Origin of the sequence: Streptomyces sp. NPDC053367 (assembly GCF_044545925.1) — a bacterium.
In the GTDB taxonomy this organism is placed as follows: Bacteria; Actinomycetota; Actinomycetes; order Streptomycetales; family Streptomycetaceae; genus Streptomyces.
The window spans coordinates 392899-410628 of sequence record NZ_JBITYN010000001.1 but is presented as its reverse complement, the minus strand read 5'-3'; the positions used below and the strand labels follow the sequence as shown (position 1 = coordinate 410628).

At 74.0% G+C, this 17730-nt stretch carries 16 protein-coding genes and 1 pseudogene; 14 read left to right on the top strand and 3 right to left on the bottom strand.

Going from position 1 to position 17730, the window contains the following annotated elements; translation table 11 throughout:
* Positions 1 to 4 precede the first annotated feature (4 nt).
* Positions 5 to 1147 carry a glycosyltransferase family 4 protein gene (locus ACIGXJ_RS01885; RefSeq protein ID WP_399640246.1) on the top strand — a complete coding sequence of 381 codons (1143 nt, stop codon included), beginning with the start codon at positions 5 to 7 and terminating at the stop codon, positions 1145 to 1147.
* 179 nt (positions 1148 to 1326) lie between these two features.
* On the opposite strand, the gene ACIGXJ_RS01880 is transcribed toward ACIGXJ_RS01885, so the two are convergent.
* Positions 1327 to 3123, bottom strand: coding sequence for an AMP-dependent synthetase/ligase (locus ACIGXJ_RS01880; RefSeq protein WP_399640242.1), 1797 nt, complete (start codon positions 3121 to 3123; stop codon positions 1327 to 1329).
* A 312-nt stretch (positions 3124 to 3435) separates the two neighbouring features.
* On the opposite strand from ACIGXJ_RS01880, the gene ACIGXJ_RS01875 reads away from it, so the two are divergent.
* From ACIGXJ_RS01875 to ACIGXJ_RS01850, 6 genes are all read left to right on the top strand, one after another.
* Positions 3436 to 4212: a metallophosphoesterase gene (locus tag ACIGXJ_RS01875; protein ID WP_399640239.1), complete on the top strand. Its 777-nt coding sequence runs from the start codon at positions 3436 to 3438 to the stop codon at positions 4210 to 4212.
* Between the two features lie 83 nt (positions 4213 to 4295).
* Positions 4296 to 4739 (top strand): SRPBCC family protein, encoded by a 444-nt coding sequence (locus ACIGXJ_RS01870; RefSeq protein WP_399640236.1) that lies wholly within the window; start codon positions 4296 to 4298, stop codon positions 4737 to 4739.
* A gap of 19 nt (positions 4740 to 4758) precedes the next feature.
* Positions 4759 to 5934 (top strand): ArsA family ATPase, encoded by a 1176-nt coding sequence (locus tag ACIGXJ_RS01865; protein ID WP_399640233.1) that lies wholly within the window; start codon positions 4759 to 4761, stop codon positions 5932 to 5934.
* Positions 5935 to 5991: 57 nt separating this feature from the next.
* Positions 5992 to 6456 (top strand): DUF5304 domain-containing protein, encoded by a 465-nt coding sequence (locus ACIGXJ_RS01860; RefSeq protein ID WP_399640230.1) that lies wholly within the window; start codon positions 5992 to 5994, stop codon positions 6454 to 6456.
* Between the two features lie 55 nt (positions 6457 to 6511).
* Complete coding sequence (locus tag ACIGXJ_RS01855) at positions 6512 to 7465, top strand: ROK family glucokinase (RefSeq protein ID WP_399640228.1); 954 nt, start codon at positions 6512 to 6514, stop codon at positions 7463 to 7465.
* A 130-nt stretch (positions 7466 to 7595) separates the two neighbouring features.
* Entirely contained in the window at positions 7596 to 8342 is a 747-nt protein-coding gene (locus tag ACIGXJ_RS01850) for an endonuclease/exonuclease/phosphatase family protein (protein ID WP_399640225.1), read from the top strand.
* A 3-nt stretch (positions 8343 to 8345) separates the two neighbouring features.
* Here the strand turns inward: ACIGXJ_RS01850 and ACIGXJ_RS01845 are convergent, their stop codons facing one another.
* Positions 8346 to 8942, bottom strand: coding sequence for a hypothetical protein (locus ACIGXJ_RS01845; protein WP_399640223.1), 597 nt, complete (start codon positions 8940 to 8942; stop codon positions 8346 to 8348).
* The gene (locus ACIGXJ_RS01840; RefSeq protein ID WP_399640220.1) at positions 8935 to 9714 is read right to left on the bottom strand and encodes an alpha/beta hydrolase; all 780 of its coding nucleotides are present in this window, start codon (positions 9712 to 9714) and stop codon (positions 8935 to 8937) included. Before ACIGXJ_RS01840 ends, ACIGXJ_RS01845 begins: the two co-directional genes overlap by 8 nt.
* Before the next feature lie 146 nt (positions 9715 to 9860).
* On the opposite strand from ACIGXJ_RS01840, the gene ACIGXJ_RS01835 reads away from it, so the two are divergent.
* From ACIGXJ_RS01835 to ACIGXJ_RS01805, 7 genes and pseudogenes are all read left to right on the top strand, one after another.
* Positions 9861 to 10601, top strand: a complete 741-nt coding sequence (locus ACIGXJ_RS01835) for a lysophospholipid acyltransferase family protein (protein WP_399642123.1) — start codon at positions 9861 to 9863, stop codon at positions 10599 to 10601.
* 33 nt (positions 10602 to 10634) lie between these two features.
* Entirely contained in the window at positions 10635 to 11858 is a 1224-nt protein-coding gene (gene macS, locus ACIGXJ_RS01830) for a MacS family sensor histidine kinase (RefSeq protein ID WP_399640217.1), read from the top strand.
* Positions 11855 to 12529, top strand: a complete 675-nt coding sequence (locus tag ACIGXJ_RS01825; protein ID WP_399640214.1) for a response regulator — start codon at positions 11855 to 11857, stop codon at positions 12527 to 12529. The genes macS and ACIGXJ_RS01825 overlap by 4 nt, the downstream gene beginning before the upstream one ends.
* A gap of 12 nt (positions 12530 to 12541) precedes the next feature.
* A pseudogene (locus ACIGXJ_RS01820) lies at positions 12542 to 12691 on the top strand (6-phosphofructokinase); the annotation flags it as partial.
* Positions 12692 to 12712: 21 nt separating this feature from the next.
* Entirely contained in the window at positions 12713 to 16444 is a 3732-nt protein-coding gene (locus ACIGXJ_RS01815) for a CHAT domain-containing protein (RefSeq protein ID WP_399640211.1), read from the top strand.
* Positions 16445 to 16473: 29 nt separating this feature from the next.
* Positions 16474 to 16830, top strand: coding sequence for a hypothetical protein (locus ACIGXJ_RS01810; protein WP_399640208.1), 357 nt, complete (start codon positions 16474 to 16476; stop codon positions 16828 to 16830).
* A gap of 4 nt (positions 16831 to 16834) precedes the next feature.
* Entirely contained in the window at positions 16835 to 17689 is an 855-nt protein-coding gene (locus ACIGXJ_RS01805; RefSeq protein WP_399640206.1) for a hypothetical protein, read from the top strand.
* Positions 17690 to 17730: the final 41 nt, after the last annotated feature.

The window sequence follows — 17730 nt, the reverse complement described above, 5'->3', positions numbered from 1 at the left end:
GGCGATGCGCAAGACCCTGATCGTGACCAACGACTTCCCGCCGAGGCCGGGCGGCATCCAGGCGTTCCTGCACAACATGGCGCTGCGGCTCGACCCGGAGCGCCTTGTCGTCTACGCCTCCACCTGGAAGCGGAGCCGGGAGGGCGTCGCGGCGACCGCCGCCTTCGACGCCGAGCAGCCCTTCACCGTCGTACGCGACCGCACGACGATGCTGCTGCCGACCCCGGGCGCGACGCGGACGGCCGTGCGGCTGCTGCGGGAGCACGGCTGCACCTCGGTGTGGTTCGGGGCGGCGGCCCCGCTCGGCCTGATGGCACCCGCCCTGCGCCGGGCGGGCGCCGAGCGGCTGGTGGCCACCACCCACGGCCACGAGGCCGGCTGGGCCCAGCTGCCCGCCGCCCGGCAACTGCTCGGCCGGATCGGCGAGACCACCGACACCATCACCTACCTCGGCGAGTACACGCGCTCGCGCATCGCCACCGCGCTCAGCCCCGCCGCGGCCTCCCGGATGGTCCAGCTTCCGCCGGGCGTCGACGAGAAGACCTTCCATCCGGCCTCGGGCGGCGACGAGGTCCGCGCCCGCCTCGGCCTGACCGACCGCCCCGTGGTCGTCTGCGTGTCCCGCCTGGTCCGCCGCAAGGGCCAGGACACCCTCATCCAGGCGATGCCCCGCATCCTCGCCGCCGAGCCGGACACCGTCCTGCTGATCGTCGGCGGCGGCCCGTACGAGAAGGACCTGCGCCGGATGGCGGCCGAAACCGGGCTCGGCGACTCCGTCCGCTTCACCGGCCCCGTCCCCTGGTCCGAGCTGCCCGCCCACTACGGCGCCGGCGACGTCTTCGCGATGCCCTGCCGCACCCGGCGGGGCGGCCTCGACGTGGAGGGCCTCGGCATCGTCTACCTGGAGGCCTCCGCGACGGGCCTGCCGGTCGTCGCGGGCGACTCGGGCGGCGCCCCCGACGCGGTCCTGGACGGCGAGACCGGCTGGGTGGTCCGAGGCGGCTCCCCGGCGGACGCCGCCGAGCGGATCGTCACGCTGCTGGGCGACCCCGAGCTGCGCCGCAGGATGGGCGAGCGGGGCCGGGAGTGGGTCGAGGAGAAGTGGCGCTGGGACCTGCTGGCGGAGAACTTGAAGGCGCTGCTGTAGGACAGTGCCTCAAGAGGCGCGGGGCCGTGCCGGTGTGCGGCTCCGCCCGCGCGGGCGCGAGCGCCCCCCCGCGGCCGCCGGCCGCAGCCGCACAGCCCCCGCCTCGTCCCTGGGCGCACGACACAGGGCGCGGGCCCCGCAGAGGGATCCGCGCCCTGACGACAACCCCGCAGCCGCGCCTACTTGGCGTAGATCGCCTCGATCTCTTCCGCGTAGTCCTTCGCCACCACGTTCCGCTTCAGCTTCAGCGACGGCGTCAGATGGCCCGACTCCTCCGTGAACTGGGCGGGCAGGATGCGGAACTTCCGCACCGACTCCGCCTTCGACACCGCGGCGTTGCCGTCGTCGACGGCCGCCTGGATCGCGGCCTGCAGATCCGCGTCCCCGCGCAGCGACGCCGCGGTGGACCCCGCCGGCTTGCCGTGCTCGGCGGCCCAGCGGCCCAGGAACTCCTCGTCGATGGTGATCAGCGCGCCCACGAACGGCCGCCCGTCACCGACGACCATGCACTCCGCGACCAGGGCGTGCGCCCGGATGCGGTCCTCGATCACGGCCGGGGCGACGTTCTTGCCGCCCGCGGTGACGATGATCTCCTTCTTGCGGCCGGTGATCCTGAGGTAGCCGTCCTCGTCGAGGGTGCCGATGTCGCCGGTGTGGAACCAGCCGTCGGCCAGCGCCTCCTCGGTCGCGCCCGGGTTGTTCCAGTACTCCTTGAACAGGTGCTCGCCGTGCAGCAGCACCTCGCCGTCGTCGGCGATGCGCACCACCGAGCCGGGCAGCGGCTGGCCGACCGTGCCGATCTTCTGCCGGTCCCACGGGTTGAACGCGGTCGCCGCACAGGACTCGGTCAGACCGTAGCCCTCCAGCACGGTGAAGCCGATGCCGCGGAAGAAGTGGCCCAGGCGCTCGCCCAGCGGGGCGCCGCCGGAGATCGCCGCCTCGCCGCGGCCGCCGAGGACCGCGCGCAGCTTGCTGTAGACCAGCCTGTCGAAGACCTTGTGCTTGAGCTTCAGCCCGAAGGACGGCCCCGCCGGGGTGTCCAGCGCCGCGCTGTAGGCGATCGCGGTGTCGGCGGCCTTGTCGAAGATCTTGCCCTTGCCGTCCGCCTGCGCCTTGGCCCGCGCGGAGTTGTACACCTTCTCGAAGACGCGCGGCACGCCGAGGATCAGCGTCGGGCGGAACGCGGCCAGCTCGTCGGTGAGGTTCTTGATGTCGGGGACGCAGCCCAGCTTGATCGGCGCGATCATCGGGGCGATCTGCACCAGGCGCCCGAAGACGTGCGCGAGCGGCAGGAACAGCAGGACGCTGCACTCACCGGTGCGGAACAGCGGACGCAGCCGCTCGACGACATTGCCGCACTCGGCGAAGAACGCCCGGTGGGTGAGGACACAGCCCTTGGGGCGCCCGGTCGTGCCGGAGGTGTAGACGATGGTCGCCGGGTCGTCCGCCTTGGCGGCCGAGCTGCGCTCCTCCACCGTCTCGTCGGCGACGTCCTGCCCGAGCCGGCCCAGCTCCTGCACACCGCCGGCCTCGATCTGCCAGACGTGCTTGAGGGCGGGCAGCGACTCGCGCACCGACTCCACCGCGGCGGCGTGGTTGTCCAGCTCGACGACGCAGGCGGTGGCGCCCGAGTCCGACAGGATCCACTGCACCTGCTCCGGCGAGCTGGTCTCGTACACCGGCACGGTCACCGCGCCCGCGCTCCAGATCGCGAAGTCCAGCAGCGTCCACTCGTAGCGGGTGCGCGACATCAGGCCGACCCGGTCGCCCGGCTGCACACCGGAGGCGATCAGACCCTTGGCGGCCGCGCGCACCTCGGCGAGGAACTCCGTGGCGGTCACGTCCTGCCAGCGGCCGGACACCTTGCGGGCGATGACGGCGACGTCGGGATGCTGCGCGGCGTTTCTGCGGACGATGTCGGTCAGATTGCCGTCCGCGGGGACCTCGTACAAAGCCGGAAGGCTGAACTCGCGCAAGACTGCTGCTCCTCATAGGGCGCCGGCGCCACGACGTTGTGCGATGCGACGGTGCGGTCCAAGGCTCGGGCAAGTGCTCGGGGATTCACATGTAGGGAATTCACATGTTGAAAACCAGAGCACGACTGGACTGCCCGGACGTTACCCGCCGGTATGGCGTCTACGACAGGGGGTCCCGGCGAGATGTTCGCTGCGTCACACAGTTGGGTGTTCCTTCGCGCACAGTAGTCGACGGCGTTCGGAACCAGCCAGTAACCGCAGGTCCGGCAGGCACTGTTCACCGGGCCGACGCGGCGCCTACCCTTGATCGCCATGGCATCCACCCGCGTCCACGTCGTGAGCGACGTCCACGGCAACGCCGCCGACCTGGCCCGGGCCGGGGACGGCGCCGACGCCCTGATCTGCCTGGGCGACCTCGTCCTCTTCCTCGACTACGCCGACCACTCGCGCGGCATCTTCCCCGATCTGTTCGGCGTCGAGAACGCCCACCGGCTCGTGGAACTGCGCACCGCCCGCCGCTTCGAGGAGGCCAGTGCCCTCGGCCGGCAGCTGTGGGCCGGCATCGGCGCCGACCGCGCCGCCGTGATCGAACGCGCCGTGCGCAAGCAGTACGCCGAGCTCTTCGCCGCTTTCCCCACCCCGACCTACGCCACCTACGGCAATGTCGACATGCCGCCGCTGTGGAAGGAGTACGCGGGGCCGGGGACCCGCGTACTCGACGGCGAGCGCGTGGAGATCGGCGGCCGCACCTTCGGCTTCGTCGGCGGCGGCCTGCGCACCCCCATGCGCACCCCGTACGAGATCTCCGACGAGGAGTACGCCGCCAAGATCGAGGCCGTCGGCGAGGTCGACGTGCTGTGCACCCACATCCCGCCCGAGGTGCCCGAGCTGGTCTACGACACGGTCGCGCGCCGCTTCGAGCGGGGCAGCCGCGCCCTGCTGGAGGCGATCCGCCGGACCCGTCCCCGTTACGCCCTGTTCGGGCACGTCCACCAGCCCCTGGTGCGGCGCATGCGCGTCGGGGCGACGGAGTGCGTCAACGTCGGGCACTTCGCGGGCAGCGGCCGGCCCTGGGCGCTCGAATGGTGACCTGCGCCGCGCGGTAGCCTTCACGCTGCGCATGCGTGCGCACCACGACTTCTTGCCGGACCGCATCTGGAGGAGCCACGGCGATGGCGGAACACACCAGCTCGAGCATCACGATCGAGGCGGCACCGGCCGACGTCATGTCGGTGATCGCGGACTTCGCCCGCTATCCGGACTGGACGGGCGAGGTCAAGCAGGCCGAGGTCCTTCGGACGGACGCGCAGGGGCGGGCCGACCAGGTGCGGCTCGTCATGGACGCCGGGGCGATCAAGGACGACCAGGTGCTCGGGTACACCTGGACCGGGGAGAACGAGGTCTCCTGGACGCTGGTGAAGTCCCAGATGCTCAGGTCGCTCGACGGCTCGTACGTGCTCAGGCCCGTGGGAGCGGGTTCGACCGAGGTCACCTATCAGCTCACGGTCGACGTCAAGATCCCCATGCTCGGGATGATCAAGCGCAAGGCGGAGAAGGTCATCATCGACCGGGCGCTGGCCGGGCTGAAGAAGCGGGTGGAGTCGGGCGCGAAGTAAGGGGGCTACCGTCACCCTCATGCGCACCCTCCTGATCATCGGTCCGGGTGGCAGTGGCCGTACCACTGTCGCCGCCGCCACCGCGCTCGCCGCCGCCCGGCAAGGCCGTCGGACGCTCGTGCTGAGCGCCGACCGGACCGACTCCCTGGGCGCCGCCCTCGGTACGGCCACCGGACCGGACCCCGTCCAGGCCGGTGAGCACCTCACCGCATGGCGCCCCGACCCCGCCACCGGCTTCCGGGACGGGCTCGCCGCGCTGCAGGAGCGGGCGGCAGGCGCGCTCGATCTGCTCGGGGCCGCCCGGCTGGAGGCCGAGGAGCTGACGCCGCTGCCCGGGGCCGACGAACTGGCGCTGCTGCGGGCCCTGCGGGACGCCGCGCTGTCCGAGGCGCACGACCTCGTCGTGGTGGACACCCCGCCGCTCGACCGGGCCCTCGCGCTGCTCACCCTCCCCGAGGAGCTGCGGCGCTGCCTGCGCAGGCTGCTGCCGCCCGAGCGGCGGGCGGCCCGGGCGCTGCGGCCGGTGCTGGGGCGGCTGGCCGGGGTGCCGATGCCGGCGGAGTGGCTGTACGAGGCCGCCGCGCGGTGGGACGTGGAGCTGGGAGCCGTCGAGGCCGTGCTCGCGGACAAGGACACGCACCTGCGGCTGGTGGCCGAGCCCGGCCCGGCCGGTGCGGACGCGGTGCGGACCGCGACCCTGGGCCTCGCCCTGCGCGGCCGGCGCCCCGAGCGGCTGGTGGCCAACCGGACGATGCCCGAGGCGGAGGCGGCGCCCGGCAGCTGGCTCGCGGGGCTCGTGGTGCAGCAGCGCAAGACGGTGGAGGAGTGGCAGGGCGTCCACGACGTCCAGACCGTGCCCCATCTAGGACGTGACCCGCGCGGCACGGAGGACCTGGCCCGGCTCGCCGTGTCCGCGGAGGCGGGCGGCCCCTCCGCCGTCGACTGGCCGGTCGAGGACCGGCTCGTACGGGACGGCGTCCTGGTGTGGCGCATCCCGCTGCCCGGCGCCCGCCGCGACGAGCTGGACCTGATGCGGCGCGGCGACGAACTCGCCCTCGGGGCGGGCCCGTTCCGCCGGGTCGTCGCCCTGCCCTCCGCGCTGCGCCGCTGCACCGTGGACGGGGCGAGCCTGCGCGAGGACGAGCTGCGCATCCGGTTCGCGCCGGACCCCGCACTGTGGCCGGCAGGGCGCTGAACCGGCGGCGTCCGGTCGGGTAACGTCGTAAGAACGAACCGTAGTCAGGAGCCCGCCATGAGCGAAGAGCACCCCACGGCAGGGGAGCGTCCGACCGCGGCCGACGCCGACGCCTGGGCGACGGCGTGCGCCGAGGACCTCGCGGCGGAGAAGGCCCGGCGCCAAGGCCGGCAGGGCCCGCCCCCCGGCTCGGCCGCCGAGGAGCTGCGCCGCCTCGTCGACACCGTCGCCGACAAGCTCGGCGGACTGCAGTCGCCCCTGCTCGGCGCGGTCGCCGGACCCGCGGCCCAGCAGGTCGTGCAGCAGGTCGTCCAGCAGGCCAAGGCGGCCGTGGAACCCGTCATCGAGCGCAACCCCGAGGTCTTCGACCACCTCGCCACCGCAGGTCAGGAACTCCTCGCGGCCTACCGCTCCGCCGTCCAGGCCCAGGAGAAGCGCTGGACCGCCAGGACCGCGGACTTCGAGCACGGCCCCGACGACGGCGACAGCGGTCCATCAGGCGAACGCATCGACCTGGACTGACGGCCTCCTCGGGTACGGTTGGCCGTAGCGGGGCTCGACCGAAACTGAGGGATTCATGGGACTCACCATCGGCGTCGACATCGGCGGCACGAAGATCGCGGCCGGCGTGGTCGACGAGGAAGGCAACATCCTCTCGACCTTCAAGGTGCCGACCCCCACCACGCCCGAGGCCATCATCGACGCCATCGCCTCGGCGGTGGAGGGCGCACGCGCGGGACACGAGATCGTCGGCGTGGGCATCGGTGCCGCGGGATACGTCAACCGTCAGCGCTCGACGGTCTACTTCGCACCCAACATCGACTGGCGCAACGAACCGCTCAAGGAGAAGGTCGAGGCGCGCACCGGCCTCCCGGTCGTCGTGGAGAACGACGCCAACGCCGCCGCCTGGGGCGAGTACAGGTTCGGCGCCGGCAAGGGCCACCGGAACGTCATCTGCATCACGCTCGGTACCGGCCTCGGCGGCGGCATCATCATCGGCAACAAGCTGCGCCGCGGCCACTTCGGCGTCGCCGCCGAGTTCGGCCACATCCGCATGGTGCCGGACGGCCTGCTGTGCGGCTGCGGCTCGCAGGGCTGCTGGGAGCAGTACGCCTCCGGCCGCGCCCTCGTCCGCTACGCCAAGCAGCGCGCCAACGCCACCCCGGAGCGCGCCGAGGTGCTGCTCGCCCTCGGCGACGGCACCCCCGACGGCATCGAGGGCAAGCACATCTCCGTGGCCGCCCGCCAGGGCTGCCCGGTCGCCGTCGACTCCTACCGCGAGCTGGCCCGCTGGGCCGGCGCCGGCCTCGCCGACCTCGCCTCCCTCTTCGACCCGTCGGCGTTCATCGTCGGCGGCGGCCTCTCCGACGAGGGCGACCTGGTCCTCGACCCGATCCGCAAGTCCTACAAGCGCTGGCTGGTCGGCGGCAACTGGCGCCCGGTGGCGGACGTGATCGCGGCCCAGCTGGGCAACAAGGCCGGCATGGTCGGCGCGGCGGACCTGGCCCGCGAACCCGACCCGATCATGTAAGCACCTGTTCCTTTCAGGGGCGCGGGGCTGTACGAACATGCGGCTGCGCCGCGTGGGCGCGACCGGCACCACGAACGGCCGGTCGCGCACCTGCGCCGCGCCCCGACTCATCGGGCGTACATTGATCGACATGACGCCGCTCCCCAAGTCCCGCACGGACGCAGACGGTTCAGCAGTCATCAGGGTTCTCAGCTACAACGTCCGCTCACTGAGGGACGACACGGACGCCCTGGCCCGCGTCATCCGGGCCTGCGCCCCCGACCTGGTCCTCGTCCAGGAGGCCCCGAGGTTCTTCCGCTGGCGCAAGAAACTCGCCCGCCTGGCCAAGGCGACCGGCCTCGTCACCCTCTCCGGCGGCGCCACCGCGGCGGGCCCCGCGCTGCTGTGCAGTCTGCGGGCCACGACCGAGCGCACGGAGGACGTGCTGCTGCCCCTGACGCCGGGCCACCACCGACGAGGTCTCGCCACGGCAGTGGTCCGCTTCGGCGGCGCCCGGGTGGGCGTGATCAGCTGCCACCTCTCCCTGGACAAGGCCGAGCGCCAGGAGCAGGGCGGCATGCTCCTGGACCGTGTGGCGGCACTGGGCACCGAGCACGTCATCGTGGGCGGCGACCTCAACGAACGCCCCACCGGGCCGACCTTCGAGCGGCTGGCGTCCCAGCTCCAGGACTGCCACACCACGGCCCCCTGGGGCGCCTCGGACACCTGGATCCGGGACGCGCCGCACCGCCGTATCGACGCGGTCTTCGCGACCAAGGGCGTCGAGGTGCTGGGCTGCGGGGTGCCCGTCGACCAGCCGGGCATCACCGCCGCAGACCTGAGGGCGGCCACGGACCACCTTCCGGTGCTGGCCGCCCTCAGAATCCCGGCGAGCTGAGCGTCAGACGACGGCTCCGCGCCCGGGGTCGTCGTCCTCGTCGTCGTCCGTGCGCATCCGCGCCACCAGCGTGGCGAACCCGCCCAGGAAGCCGCCGATGCCGAGCGTGGTCAGCCACCAGGTCATGTCCCAGCCGAGCACGACGGCCAGCAGAAGCAGCACCGGGCCGCCGATCACGCCCAGCCAGGCGAACTTGGCGGTGGTGTCGGCGGTGGGCAGCGGCGGCGGCTCCGGCGGCACGAAGTGCCCCTCGTCGCCGTCGTCGAAGTCCTCCTCCGACGGCTCGGCGACCGAGTAGTCGCGCGGGCCGACACCGGGGGCGAAGGAGACCGAGCTGCCCAGCGGCTTCGGGGCCCCCTCCTTCTCCTTCAGGGGTGCCGGGGCGTCCCCCTCGGGGTCGGTGTTCTTCTCGGACTCCAGCAGGGCCAGGTCCTCCACCGACTTGAACGGCTTGGCACCGGGCGGGTCCGGCGGCTCGTCGCCGTACCCCGCGACGATCGCCGCCCACGCGGCGTCCTCGTCGAAGGGCACGCTCTGCTCCTCCGGACCGAGGCCGTCGCGCTCCTCCCGGTCTCTGCTCTCGGAGTCGTGCTCAGCCACCTGCGGCCGTCCCTTCCTTGCCGACACTGGGTGCGAGCCGGCCGATGAACGCGTAGCTCTCCGCGAAGATCCGGTCCGCGTCGTGGTCCAACGTAGCGACGTGGTAGCTCTGTTCCAGCAGCAGCTCGGTGACGTCCGTGGAGGACACCCTGCCGAGGATGCGGGCCGAGTCGGCGGGCGGGACGACATGGTCCTGGGGGCTGTGCAGGACCAGCAGGGGCTGGGTGACCTGGGGCAGCTCGGCGTCGACCACGCGGAAGAACCGGCGCAGGGAGTGCGCGGCGTGCAGCGGCACCCGGTCGTAGCCGATCTCGGCACTGCCCGGCTTGGCGATGTCGCTGGCGATGCCCTTCGTCGTGCGGACGAGATGCCGGGCCACCGGAAGGGCGTACGCCGACAGGCCGTGCACCTTGTTCGCCGGGTTGACGAGGACCAGGCCGGCCACGTCGGCGCCGTGCCGCGCGGCGAGGCGCAGGGAGAGGGCGCCGCCCATGGACAGGCCGAACACGAAGACCTGCGCGCAGCGCGCGGTGAGGGCGCGCAGCTCGCGGTCCACCTCCGCGTACCAGTCCTGCCAGCCGGTGAGCTGCATGTCCTCCCAGCGGGTCCCGTGCCCCGGCAGCAGCGGCAGGGACACGGTCAGACCGCGCTCGGCGAGGTACTCCGCCCAGGGGCGCAGCGACTGCGGGGAACCGGTGAAGCCGTGGCACAGCAGGACGCCGACCTCGCCGCCCTCGTGGCGGTACGGCTCGGCTCCAGGAAGGACCGGCACCTTCGGTCTCCTTGTGGGTGAGAGGGGCTGAGAGGGGCTGTGGGCTTCACCGTACGCGACCGCTCCGACACCGACCAGGGCCGTCGGGCCACTCGCGCGACCTCCGGGTTAAGGTCTGATCCACAGACACAGGAGGCACTCGGTTGTTGTACGGCGCGATGAAGGTCACCGTCGGGGGTTCGCTGAAGCTCGTCTTCAGGCCCTGGGTGGAGGGCCTGGAGAACGTCCCCGCCGAGGGTGCCGCGATCCTGGCGAGCAATCACCTGTCCTTCTCGGACTCCTTCTTCCTGCCCGCGGTGCTCGACCGCAAGGTGACGTTCATCGCGAAGGCCGAGTACTTCACCACCCCGGGGGTCAAGGGACGGCTGACGGCCGCGTTCTTCAAGGGCGTGGGCCAGCTGCCCGTGGACCGCTCCGGTGCGCGCGGTGCCGGTGAGGCCGCGATCAAGAGCGGCATCGAGGTGATCGAGCGCGGCGAACTGTTCGGCATCTACCCCGAGGGCACCCGCTCGCCCGACGGCCGGCTCTACCGCGGCAAGCCCGGCGGCCTCGCCCGCGTGGCGCTCGCCACCGGCGCCCCGGTGATCCCCGTCGCCATGATCGACACCGAGAAGATCCAGCCGCCCGGCAAGGTCCTGCCGAAGGTCATGCGCCCCGGCATCCGGATCGGAAAGCCCCTGGACTTCAGCAGGTACCACGGCATGGAGCACGACCGGTTCGTGCTCCGGGCGGTGACCGACGAGGTCATGTACGAGATCATGAAGCTCTCCGGCCAGGAGTACGTCGACATGTACGCGACCGCCGCCAAGCGGCAGATCGCGGAAGCCGCCAAGGCCGAGAAGGAGGCCGCGAAGGAAGCGGCGAAGGCGGCGAAGAGCGGGACGTAAGAAGGGGATCCGGGGGAAGCGGGGGGTGGGCCGGTGGCGCGGCGCGAGAAGGTCATGAGGATGTCGGTCGAGCTGCCGCTGTGGCGTGCGCTGACCGGCTTCCGGGTGCTGACCTTGCTGTACGCGGTCGGCCTGTTCGCCACCGCCTACGACGAGTTCCGCCGGCCCGGGCTGGCCATCGGGTACTACGCCGTCCTCGCCGTGTGGACCCTGGCGACCCTGCCCCGGGTGCAGAACGCGGCGAGCTGCACACGGCGCTTCCTCGCCGTGGACCTCACGGTCGCGCTCACCGGCATCGTGCTCACCCCGCTCGCCGACGCGCCGGAGCGGATCGCCGACGGCGGGCCGACACTGCCGTCGATATGGACCGCCGGCTCGGTGCTCGCCTTCGCGATCAAGGGCGGCTGGCGCTGGGCGGCCGGCGCCTCCACCGCGGTCGCCGTCGCCAACCTGATCGAGCGCGGCGCCCCCGCCCGGGACACCGTCCACAACGTCATCCTCGTCTGGGTCGCCTCCATCGCCATCGGCTACGTCGTCGAGGTCGCCCGCGCCTCCGAGCGCACCCTCGCCCGCGCCCTGGCGATCGAGGCGGCCACCCGGGAGCGGGAGCGGCTCGCGCGGGACATCCACGACAGCGTGCTGCAGGTGCTGGCCATGGTGCAGCGGCGCGGCGCGGTCATCGGCGGCGAGGCGGCCGAGCTGGGCCGGCTGGCCGGTGAGCAGGAGGTCGCCCTGCGCACCCTGGTCTCCGGCGGCCTGACCCACGTCTCCCGGGTGTCGGAGGACGCCGCCGAGGGGGCCGTCGTACGCGTGGTGGAGGAGCCGGACTCCGGCGAGGACCACGGGCCGGCCGATCTGCGCCCGCTGCTGGCCCCCTTCGCCTCCGGCCGGGTCAGCCTCGCCGAGCCCGGCGCGCCCGTGCCGATGGAGCCCGCGGCGGCCCGGGAGCTCGCGGCGGCGGTCGGGGCGGCCCTGGACAATGTGCGGCAGCACGCGGGGGAGGACGCCCGCGCCTGGATCCTGGTCGAGGACTGGCCCGACGAGGTGATCGTGACCGTCCGCGACGACGGCCCCGGCATCCCCGAGGGCCGGCTCGCGCAGGCCGAGGGCGAGGGCCGCATGGGCGTGGCCCTGTCCATCCGCGGACGGCTGCGCGACCTCGGCGGCACCGCCGAGCTGGTCTCGATCCCGGGGCAGGGCACCGAGGTCGAGCTGAAGGTACCGAAGGTCTCACGGGGGAAGGCAGGACAGCGATGACCGAGCAGGCGATCAAGGTGATGGTGGTCGACGACCACCCCATGTGGCGCGACGCGGTCGCCCGTGACCTGGCCGAGTCCGGCTTCGACGTGGTCGCCACGGCGGGCGACGGCGAACAGGCCGTACGCCGCGCCAGGGCGGCCGGCCCCGACGTCCTCGTCCTCGACCTCAACCTGCCCGTCAAGCCCGGCGTCCAGGTCTGCAAGGAGCTCGTCGGCCACAACCCGGCGCTGCGTGTGCTGGTGCTGTCCGCCAGCGGTGAGCACGCCGACGTGCTGGAGGCCGTGAAGTCCGGCGCGACCGGCTATCTGCTGAAGTCGGCGTCCACCGAGGAACTCCTCGACGCGGTGCGCCGCACGGCCGTCGGCGACCCGGTGTTCACGCCCGGCCTCGCCGGACTGGTCCTCGGCGAGTACCGCCGCCTCGCCTCCGAGCCCGCCCCCGCCTCCGGGCAGGACGACGACCCCAGGGCCCCGCGCCTCACCGACCGGGAGACCGAGGTGCTGCGCCTGGTCGCCAAGGGCCTGAGCTACAAGCAGATCGCCGAGCGGCTCGTCATCTCCCACCGCACCGTCCAGAACCACGTCCAGAACACCCTCGGCAAGCTCCAGTTGCACAACCGCGTCGAACTCGTCCGGTACGCCATAGAGCGGGGCCTGGACGACGAGTGACCCCGCGGGGTTTCAATCGACTGCGTACGCGACGGGGACTTCGGCAAGATGGTCGCGCTGCGCGGCACGGACATCGTGCGCGTACCCGTCGCCGCGGCGACGGCGAGGCTGAAGACGGTCGACCCGAAGCTGTACCAGGAGGTCGGCGTCTTCTTCGGCTGACGTCTTCTTCGGGGGGCCACGGTGGCGGGACTGTTCAACCGGCTCGGGTTCGCTGCGCTGCTGCAGCGGCACAAGGAGGAACTGGCCGCCGTCTGGCCCGCCGTCCGCGACGGCGGCGAGCCACCCGCCCCGGGCCCCGGCCGGGCGGCCGGACTCACCGTCCTGCTGCGCACCGCGGCCAGGGCGGTCAGCGACGAAGGAGCGCCCGAACACGCGGTGTTCCTGCTCGCCGCCGCCCTGCTGCACCGCGCCCTCCCCGACGCCGTGCCGCCCGCCTTACGCCCCCTCGTCGACGTCCGCGCGGACATCGACGAGGACGCCGCCGCCTTCGCGGGCCGCACGGCCGCGCTGCTCCTGCAGCGGGCACAGGCCCCCGACACCCCCGAGGCACTGCGCCCCTGGTGCCTCGACGCCGCCCTGCTGTGCGGCAACCGCTGTCTGCGCGGCCGGCCCGCCGACGACCCGGTGCTCGGCGCGGTCCACGAAGTGCTCTCCCACGCCGCCGAACTCCGCTTCCGCACGAGCGGCGAGACGGCCGACGAGGACACCGCCCTCACCCACGCCCGCGCCGCACTGGAGGCGGCGGGCGGGAGTGGGAGCGACGGCGGGCGGGCCGGTGCGGATCCCGGCGCGGCGGGCGAGCGCGCTCGGCTCGCCGGGCGGCTGGCCGGGCTGCTCACCGCCCGGGGGTCCCGTACGCGTGACTCCGGTCGTATGGAGGACGCCGTCGAACTGGCCCGCACGGCGCTGGCCGGCCTGGACCCGGCCGGCCCGTTGTGGCTCGCACAGACCGCGTCGGCGATATCGACGTTCCTGACCGCCACGGCCCGGGAGAAGACGGACGTCACCCTCCTCGACGAGGCGCTCGCCCTCCAGCGGAGCATGCGCGAGCACCCCCTCTACCCGCGCATCGCGCCACAGGTCCACCACCTGCACGCCGACCTGCTCGCCCAGCGCTACGCCCGCCGCCGCGACGAGGAGATCCTCCAGCAGGCCGTCCAGGCCTATGCCGAGCTGTACGCCGGCGACCCCGCCCGCTACGCCGCCGACCTCGGACGGCACCTGCAGTACCGCTACCAGACGCACGGCGACCCGGCCGACCGGCGCCGGGCGCTGGAGCTGATGGCGCGGGGCCTCGCCGGACCGCACCCCTCGCACGAGGCCGCGACCTCCTTCTCGGCCGCCGCCATCCACGAGTACCGGGAGAGCGGCGACCCTGCCGGCATCCCGCACGCCCTGGCCCTGCTCACCCGGCTCACCGAGCCCGGCGCCCCCTACGCCGACGACTCCCGCGTGCTCGCCGCGCTCTTCGACCTGCACCTCGCGCACACCGAAGAGGACGCCCACGCCGACTACGGGCCGGCCGAGGCCGTGGCCCGGCGTGCCCTGGCGACCGCGGGCACCCCCGAGCACCGGGCCGCGGCGCTGGCCCGGCTCGGCGGTGTGCTGGTGTTCCGCTACCGCGCCACCGGCGACCTCGCCCTCCTCGACGAGGCCGTCGCCCGCTGCCGGGAGGGCCGGGCCGCGCTGCCGCCCGGTACCGAGGTGCCCGAGCAACTGCTCGGCAACCTGCTGCTCGCCCTCGGCGAGCGGCACTCGCGCACCCGGCACCGCGCCTCCCTGCGCGAGGCGGTCGACGCCGCCCAGCAACTGGCCGACCGCACCTCGCGGTTCGGCGCCGAGTTCCCCATCGCCCTGGCCAACCTCGTCACGCTGACCGTCGAGTACGCCCGCCGGACCGGCGACACGGCCGAACTCGACCGCGCCCGCACCCTGGTGGAGCGCGCCCTCGAAACCACCGCCCCGGGCCACGCCTGGCGGGCCGCCCTGCTCAACGCCCTCGGCTCGGTCCTGATCGCCCGCACCCGCCTCCCGGGCGCCCGGACCGAGGCCGCCGACACCGCCGTACGCCACTACGAACAGGCGCTGCGGGACGAGCCGGGGAACCCGCGGGCCAGGGTGATCCTGCGCGGCAACCACGCCTACGCCCTGTGGATGCGCCATCTGCTCGGCGGGGACCGGGCCGATCTGGACAGGGCGCTGGAGGAGGCGCGCGAGGTGCTGCGGACGCTGCCGCCCGGCGACCCGAGCCGGGGCGCCGCGCTGGCCGTGTTCTCCCGGCTCCTGACCGACGCGGCCCGCGCCGAGGGCGGTCACGACGGTCTGCGCGAGGAGGCCGTCGCCGTCAGCGCGGGCCTGGCCGCCGATGCGACCCAGCCCGTCACCCTGCGTACGGCCGCGGCGCTGCACATGGCCGTACTCGCCCAGGAGCACGGTGACTCCCGGCGGGCCCTGGACGCCGCCCGGCAGGCCGTCGAGCTGCTGCCGCTGCTCGCCTGGCGCGGTGCGGACCGCTCCGACCAGGAGGAACTGCTCGGCGGCTCGGCCCCGGCCGCGTCCTTCGCCGCGCAGCTCGCGCTGGCCGCGGGGGAGCCGGAGACCGCCCTGGAACTGCTGGAGGCGGGCCGCGGAGTGCTCGCCGCCCAGACCCTCGAACTGCGCGCCGAGGACCGGGAACTGACCGCCGCGCACCCGGCCCTCGCCGCCCGCCTGGACGAACTGCGCCGGGGCCTCGACGCGGCCGCCGCCGACGGCCTGTCCGGCGTGGAGGCCGACCGCCGCCACCGGCTGGCCCGCGAGTGGCAGGAGACCCTCGACGAGATCCGCGCCCACGACGGCTTCCACGACTTCCTGCGCCCGCCGCGCGCCGGCCGGCTGCTGCGGGCCGGCGCCGAGGGCTCGGTCGTGGTCGTCGTGGTCGGCCCCGCGTCGCACGGCGGCCACGCACTCCTGCTCGACGGCCCGGAGCTGAGGGTCTGCCCGCTGCCCGGCCTGAACGGAACCGAGGTCGAGGAACGCGGCGAGACGCTGTTCCGGGCGGCCGCGGCCGCGACCCGCTCCGGGCTGGCCCGCGCCTTCGCGGAACGCGCCGTCACCGATGTCCTGGACTGGCTGTGGCGGACGGTCGCGGAGCCGGTGCTGGACGCCCTCGGCATCACCGGCCCGCCCCCGCCGGGGGAGACGCCGCCCCGCCTGTGGTGGTGCCCCACCGGCGCGCTGGCCTTCCTGCCGCTGCACGCCGCCGGCGAGGTGCCCGACCGGGTCGTGGCGTCGTACACCCCGAGCGTCACGGCGCTGCTGCGCTCGAGGTCGGGCACCCCCGCCGCGGGCTCGGGCCCGCTGATCGTCGCCGTGCCCGAGGCGGCCAGCCTGACCCCGCTCCCCGGGGCCCTGCGGGAGGCCCGGCTCGCCCACGCCGCGGTCGGCGGCACGCTGCTCAGCGGCGAGGAGGCCGGGGCCGGCACCGTACGCGACGCACTGGCCCGCCACCCCTGGGTCCACTTCGCCTGCCACGGCGTCCAGGATCCGCGACGGCCCTCGCAGGGACGTCTGTTGCTGACGGGCGGCGCGCTGACCGTCCTCGACGTGGCCCGACTCGACCTGCCCGGCGCCGAGTTCGCCTACCTGTCGGCCTGCGAGACGGCCGTCGGCGGCACGGCCCTGCCCGACGAGGCGCTGCACCTGGCGGGCTCGCTCCAGCTCGCGGGCTTCTCCCAGGTGATCGGCACCCTGTGGCGGGCGGACGACACCGCCTCGGCGCTGATCGCGCAAGGGGTCTACGAGCAACTGGCCGCGTCCCGTGAGGGCCCGCCCCCGGCCGCCCGGGCCCTGCACAAGGCGGTCATGGCCCTGCGAGAACGCGACCCGGACCGCCCGCTGAGCTGGGCCGCGCATGTGCATTCGGGCGCGTGACCCGCGGACCGGGATCTACGATCGACGGCGTGGACTTACCTCAGGACGACGACCTGCACGCCCAGTTCTGCCGGGAGTTGGCGACCCTGCGGCTGCTGAGCGGACCGCGCCGGGCCGCCCTGGAACAGGCGGTACGGCGACTGCGCGAGGGCGCGGACATCGGCGAGGTGATCGCCGGGCTCGACGTCCCCCTCGTCGACCCGCTGCTGGCCCGGCAGGGCGAGGCCGGTCCCCCCACCGCGGTCGGCGCCCCCGGCCCACCGGTACGCGGCGCCTACCTCTGCCCGGTCGGCGCCTGCCGGCGCGTGGAGCGGCGCCGGGCCGGAGAGGGCCCGCCGGAGTGCCTGGTGCACGAACGGGTCCTGAGCTTCGTCCCGGACGCGTGAGCGGATGACGGGCTTCCTCGCCGAACTGGGCCGCAGACTGGCCGACCGCTGGTTCACCCTGCTGGTCCTGCCGGGCCTCGCCTACCTCCTGGTGACGGCGGCGGCCCTCCGCCTCGGCCACTCGGACTGGCACGACTGGCGGGACCTGTGGGACGGCTTCACCGCCCTCACCGAAGGCACCCGGGCCGCGGACCGGGACGCCCTGGTGGCCCGCACGGCCCTGCTGATCCTGGCGGCGGTCCCCGCCTCGGCCGCCCTCGGCGCCCTGGCCCAGTCCCTCGCGGCCCCGGTCGAACGCCTCCTCACCGGCGACTGGCCGTGGACGGGACTGGCCGGCCGTCTGACGGCCCGCCGGGCAGCGGCCTGGCGCGCGGCGAACGAGACCTACGAGCGCGACGACGACCCCGCCGGCGCCGCGCGCCGCAACGCCGTGTCCCTGATCCCCCCGCAGCACCCCACCTGGCTCGGCGACCGCCTCCACACCCCCGTGGTCCGGCTCTCCCAGGAGTACGGCATCGACCTCGCCGTCGTCTGGCCCCGCCTGTGGCTCCTCCTCCCGGCCCCGACGAGGGACACCCTCACGGCGGCCCGCACCCGCCTGGACACGGCGTTCACCTTGGGCGGCTGGGCGCTGCTGTACGCCGTACCGGCGGTGTTCTGGTGGCCGGCCGCGGTGATCGCGGTGGTGGTGGCCCTGACGGCCCGCCGCAAGGCGGCTCCCGCGGCGGAGGCGTACGCGGAACTGGTCGAGTCGGCGGTGGACCTGCACCTGGACCGCCTGCTGACCCGTCTGGCGGAGCCACGCCCGTCCCCCCAGCAGGGCCGCGCTCTCACGGAGCGTCTGCGCAGAGGGAGTTAGGGGCGCCCTACACTCGGCCGAAACCATCTCAGAGCAATACA

Coding starts and splice junctions, on each gene's coding strand:
- ACIGXJ_RS01865 (WP_399640233.1), top strand. CDS start 4,759: ATGCGCACCCTCCTGATCATCGGTCCGGGTGGCAGTGGCCGTACCACT.
- ACIGXJ_RS01805 (WP_399640206.1), top strand. CDS start 16,835: ATGACGGGCTTCCTCGCCGAACTGGGCCGCAGACTGGCCGACCGCTGG.
- ACIGXJ_RS01870 (WP_399640236.1), top strand. CDS start 4,296: ATGGCGGAACACACCAGCTCGAGCATCACGATCGAGGCGGCACCGGCC.
- ACIGXJ_RS01850 (WP_399640225.1), top strand. CDS start 7,596: ATGACGCCGCTCCCCAAGTCCCGCACGGACGCAGACGGTTCAGCAGTC.
- ACIGXJ_RS01875 (WP_399640239.1), top strand. CDS start 3,436: ATGGCATCCACCCGCGTCCACGTCGTGAGCGACGTCCACGGCAACGCC.
- ACIGXJ_RS01860 (WP_399640230.1), top strand. CDS start 5,992: ATGAGCGAAGAGCACCCCACGGCAGGGGAGCGTCCGACCGCGGCCGAC.
- ACIGXJ_RS01855 (WP_399640228.1), top strand. CDS start 6,512: ATGGGACTCACCATCGGCGTCGACATCGGCGGCACGAAGATCGCGGCC.
- ACIGXJ_RS01825 (WP_399640214.1), top strand. CDS start 11,855: ATGACCGAGCAGGCGATCAAGGTGATGGTGGTCGACGACCACCCCATG.
- ACIGXJ_RS01885 (WP_399640246.1), top strand. CDS start 5: ATGCGCAAGACCCTGATCGTGACCAACGACTTCCCGCCGAGGCCGGGC.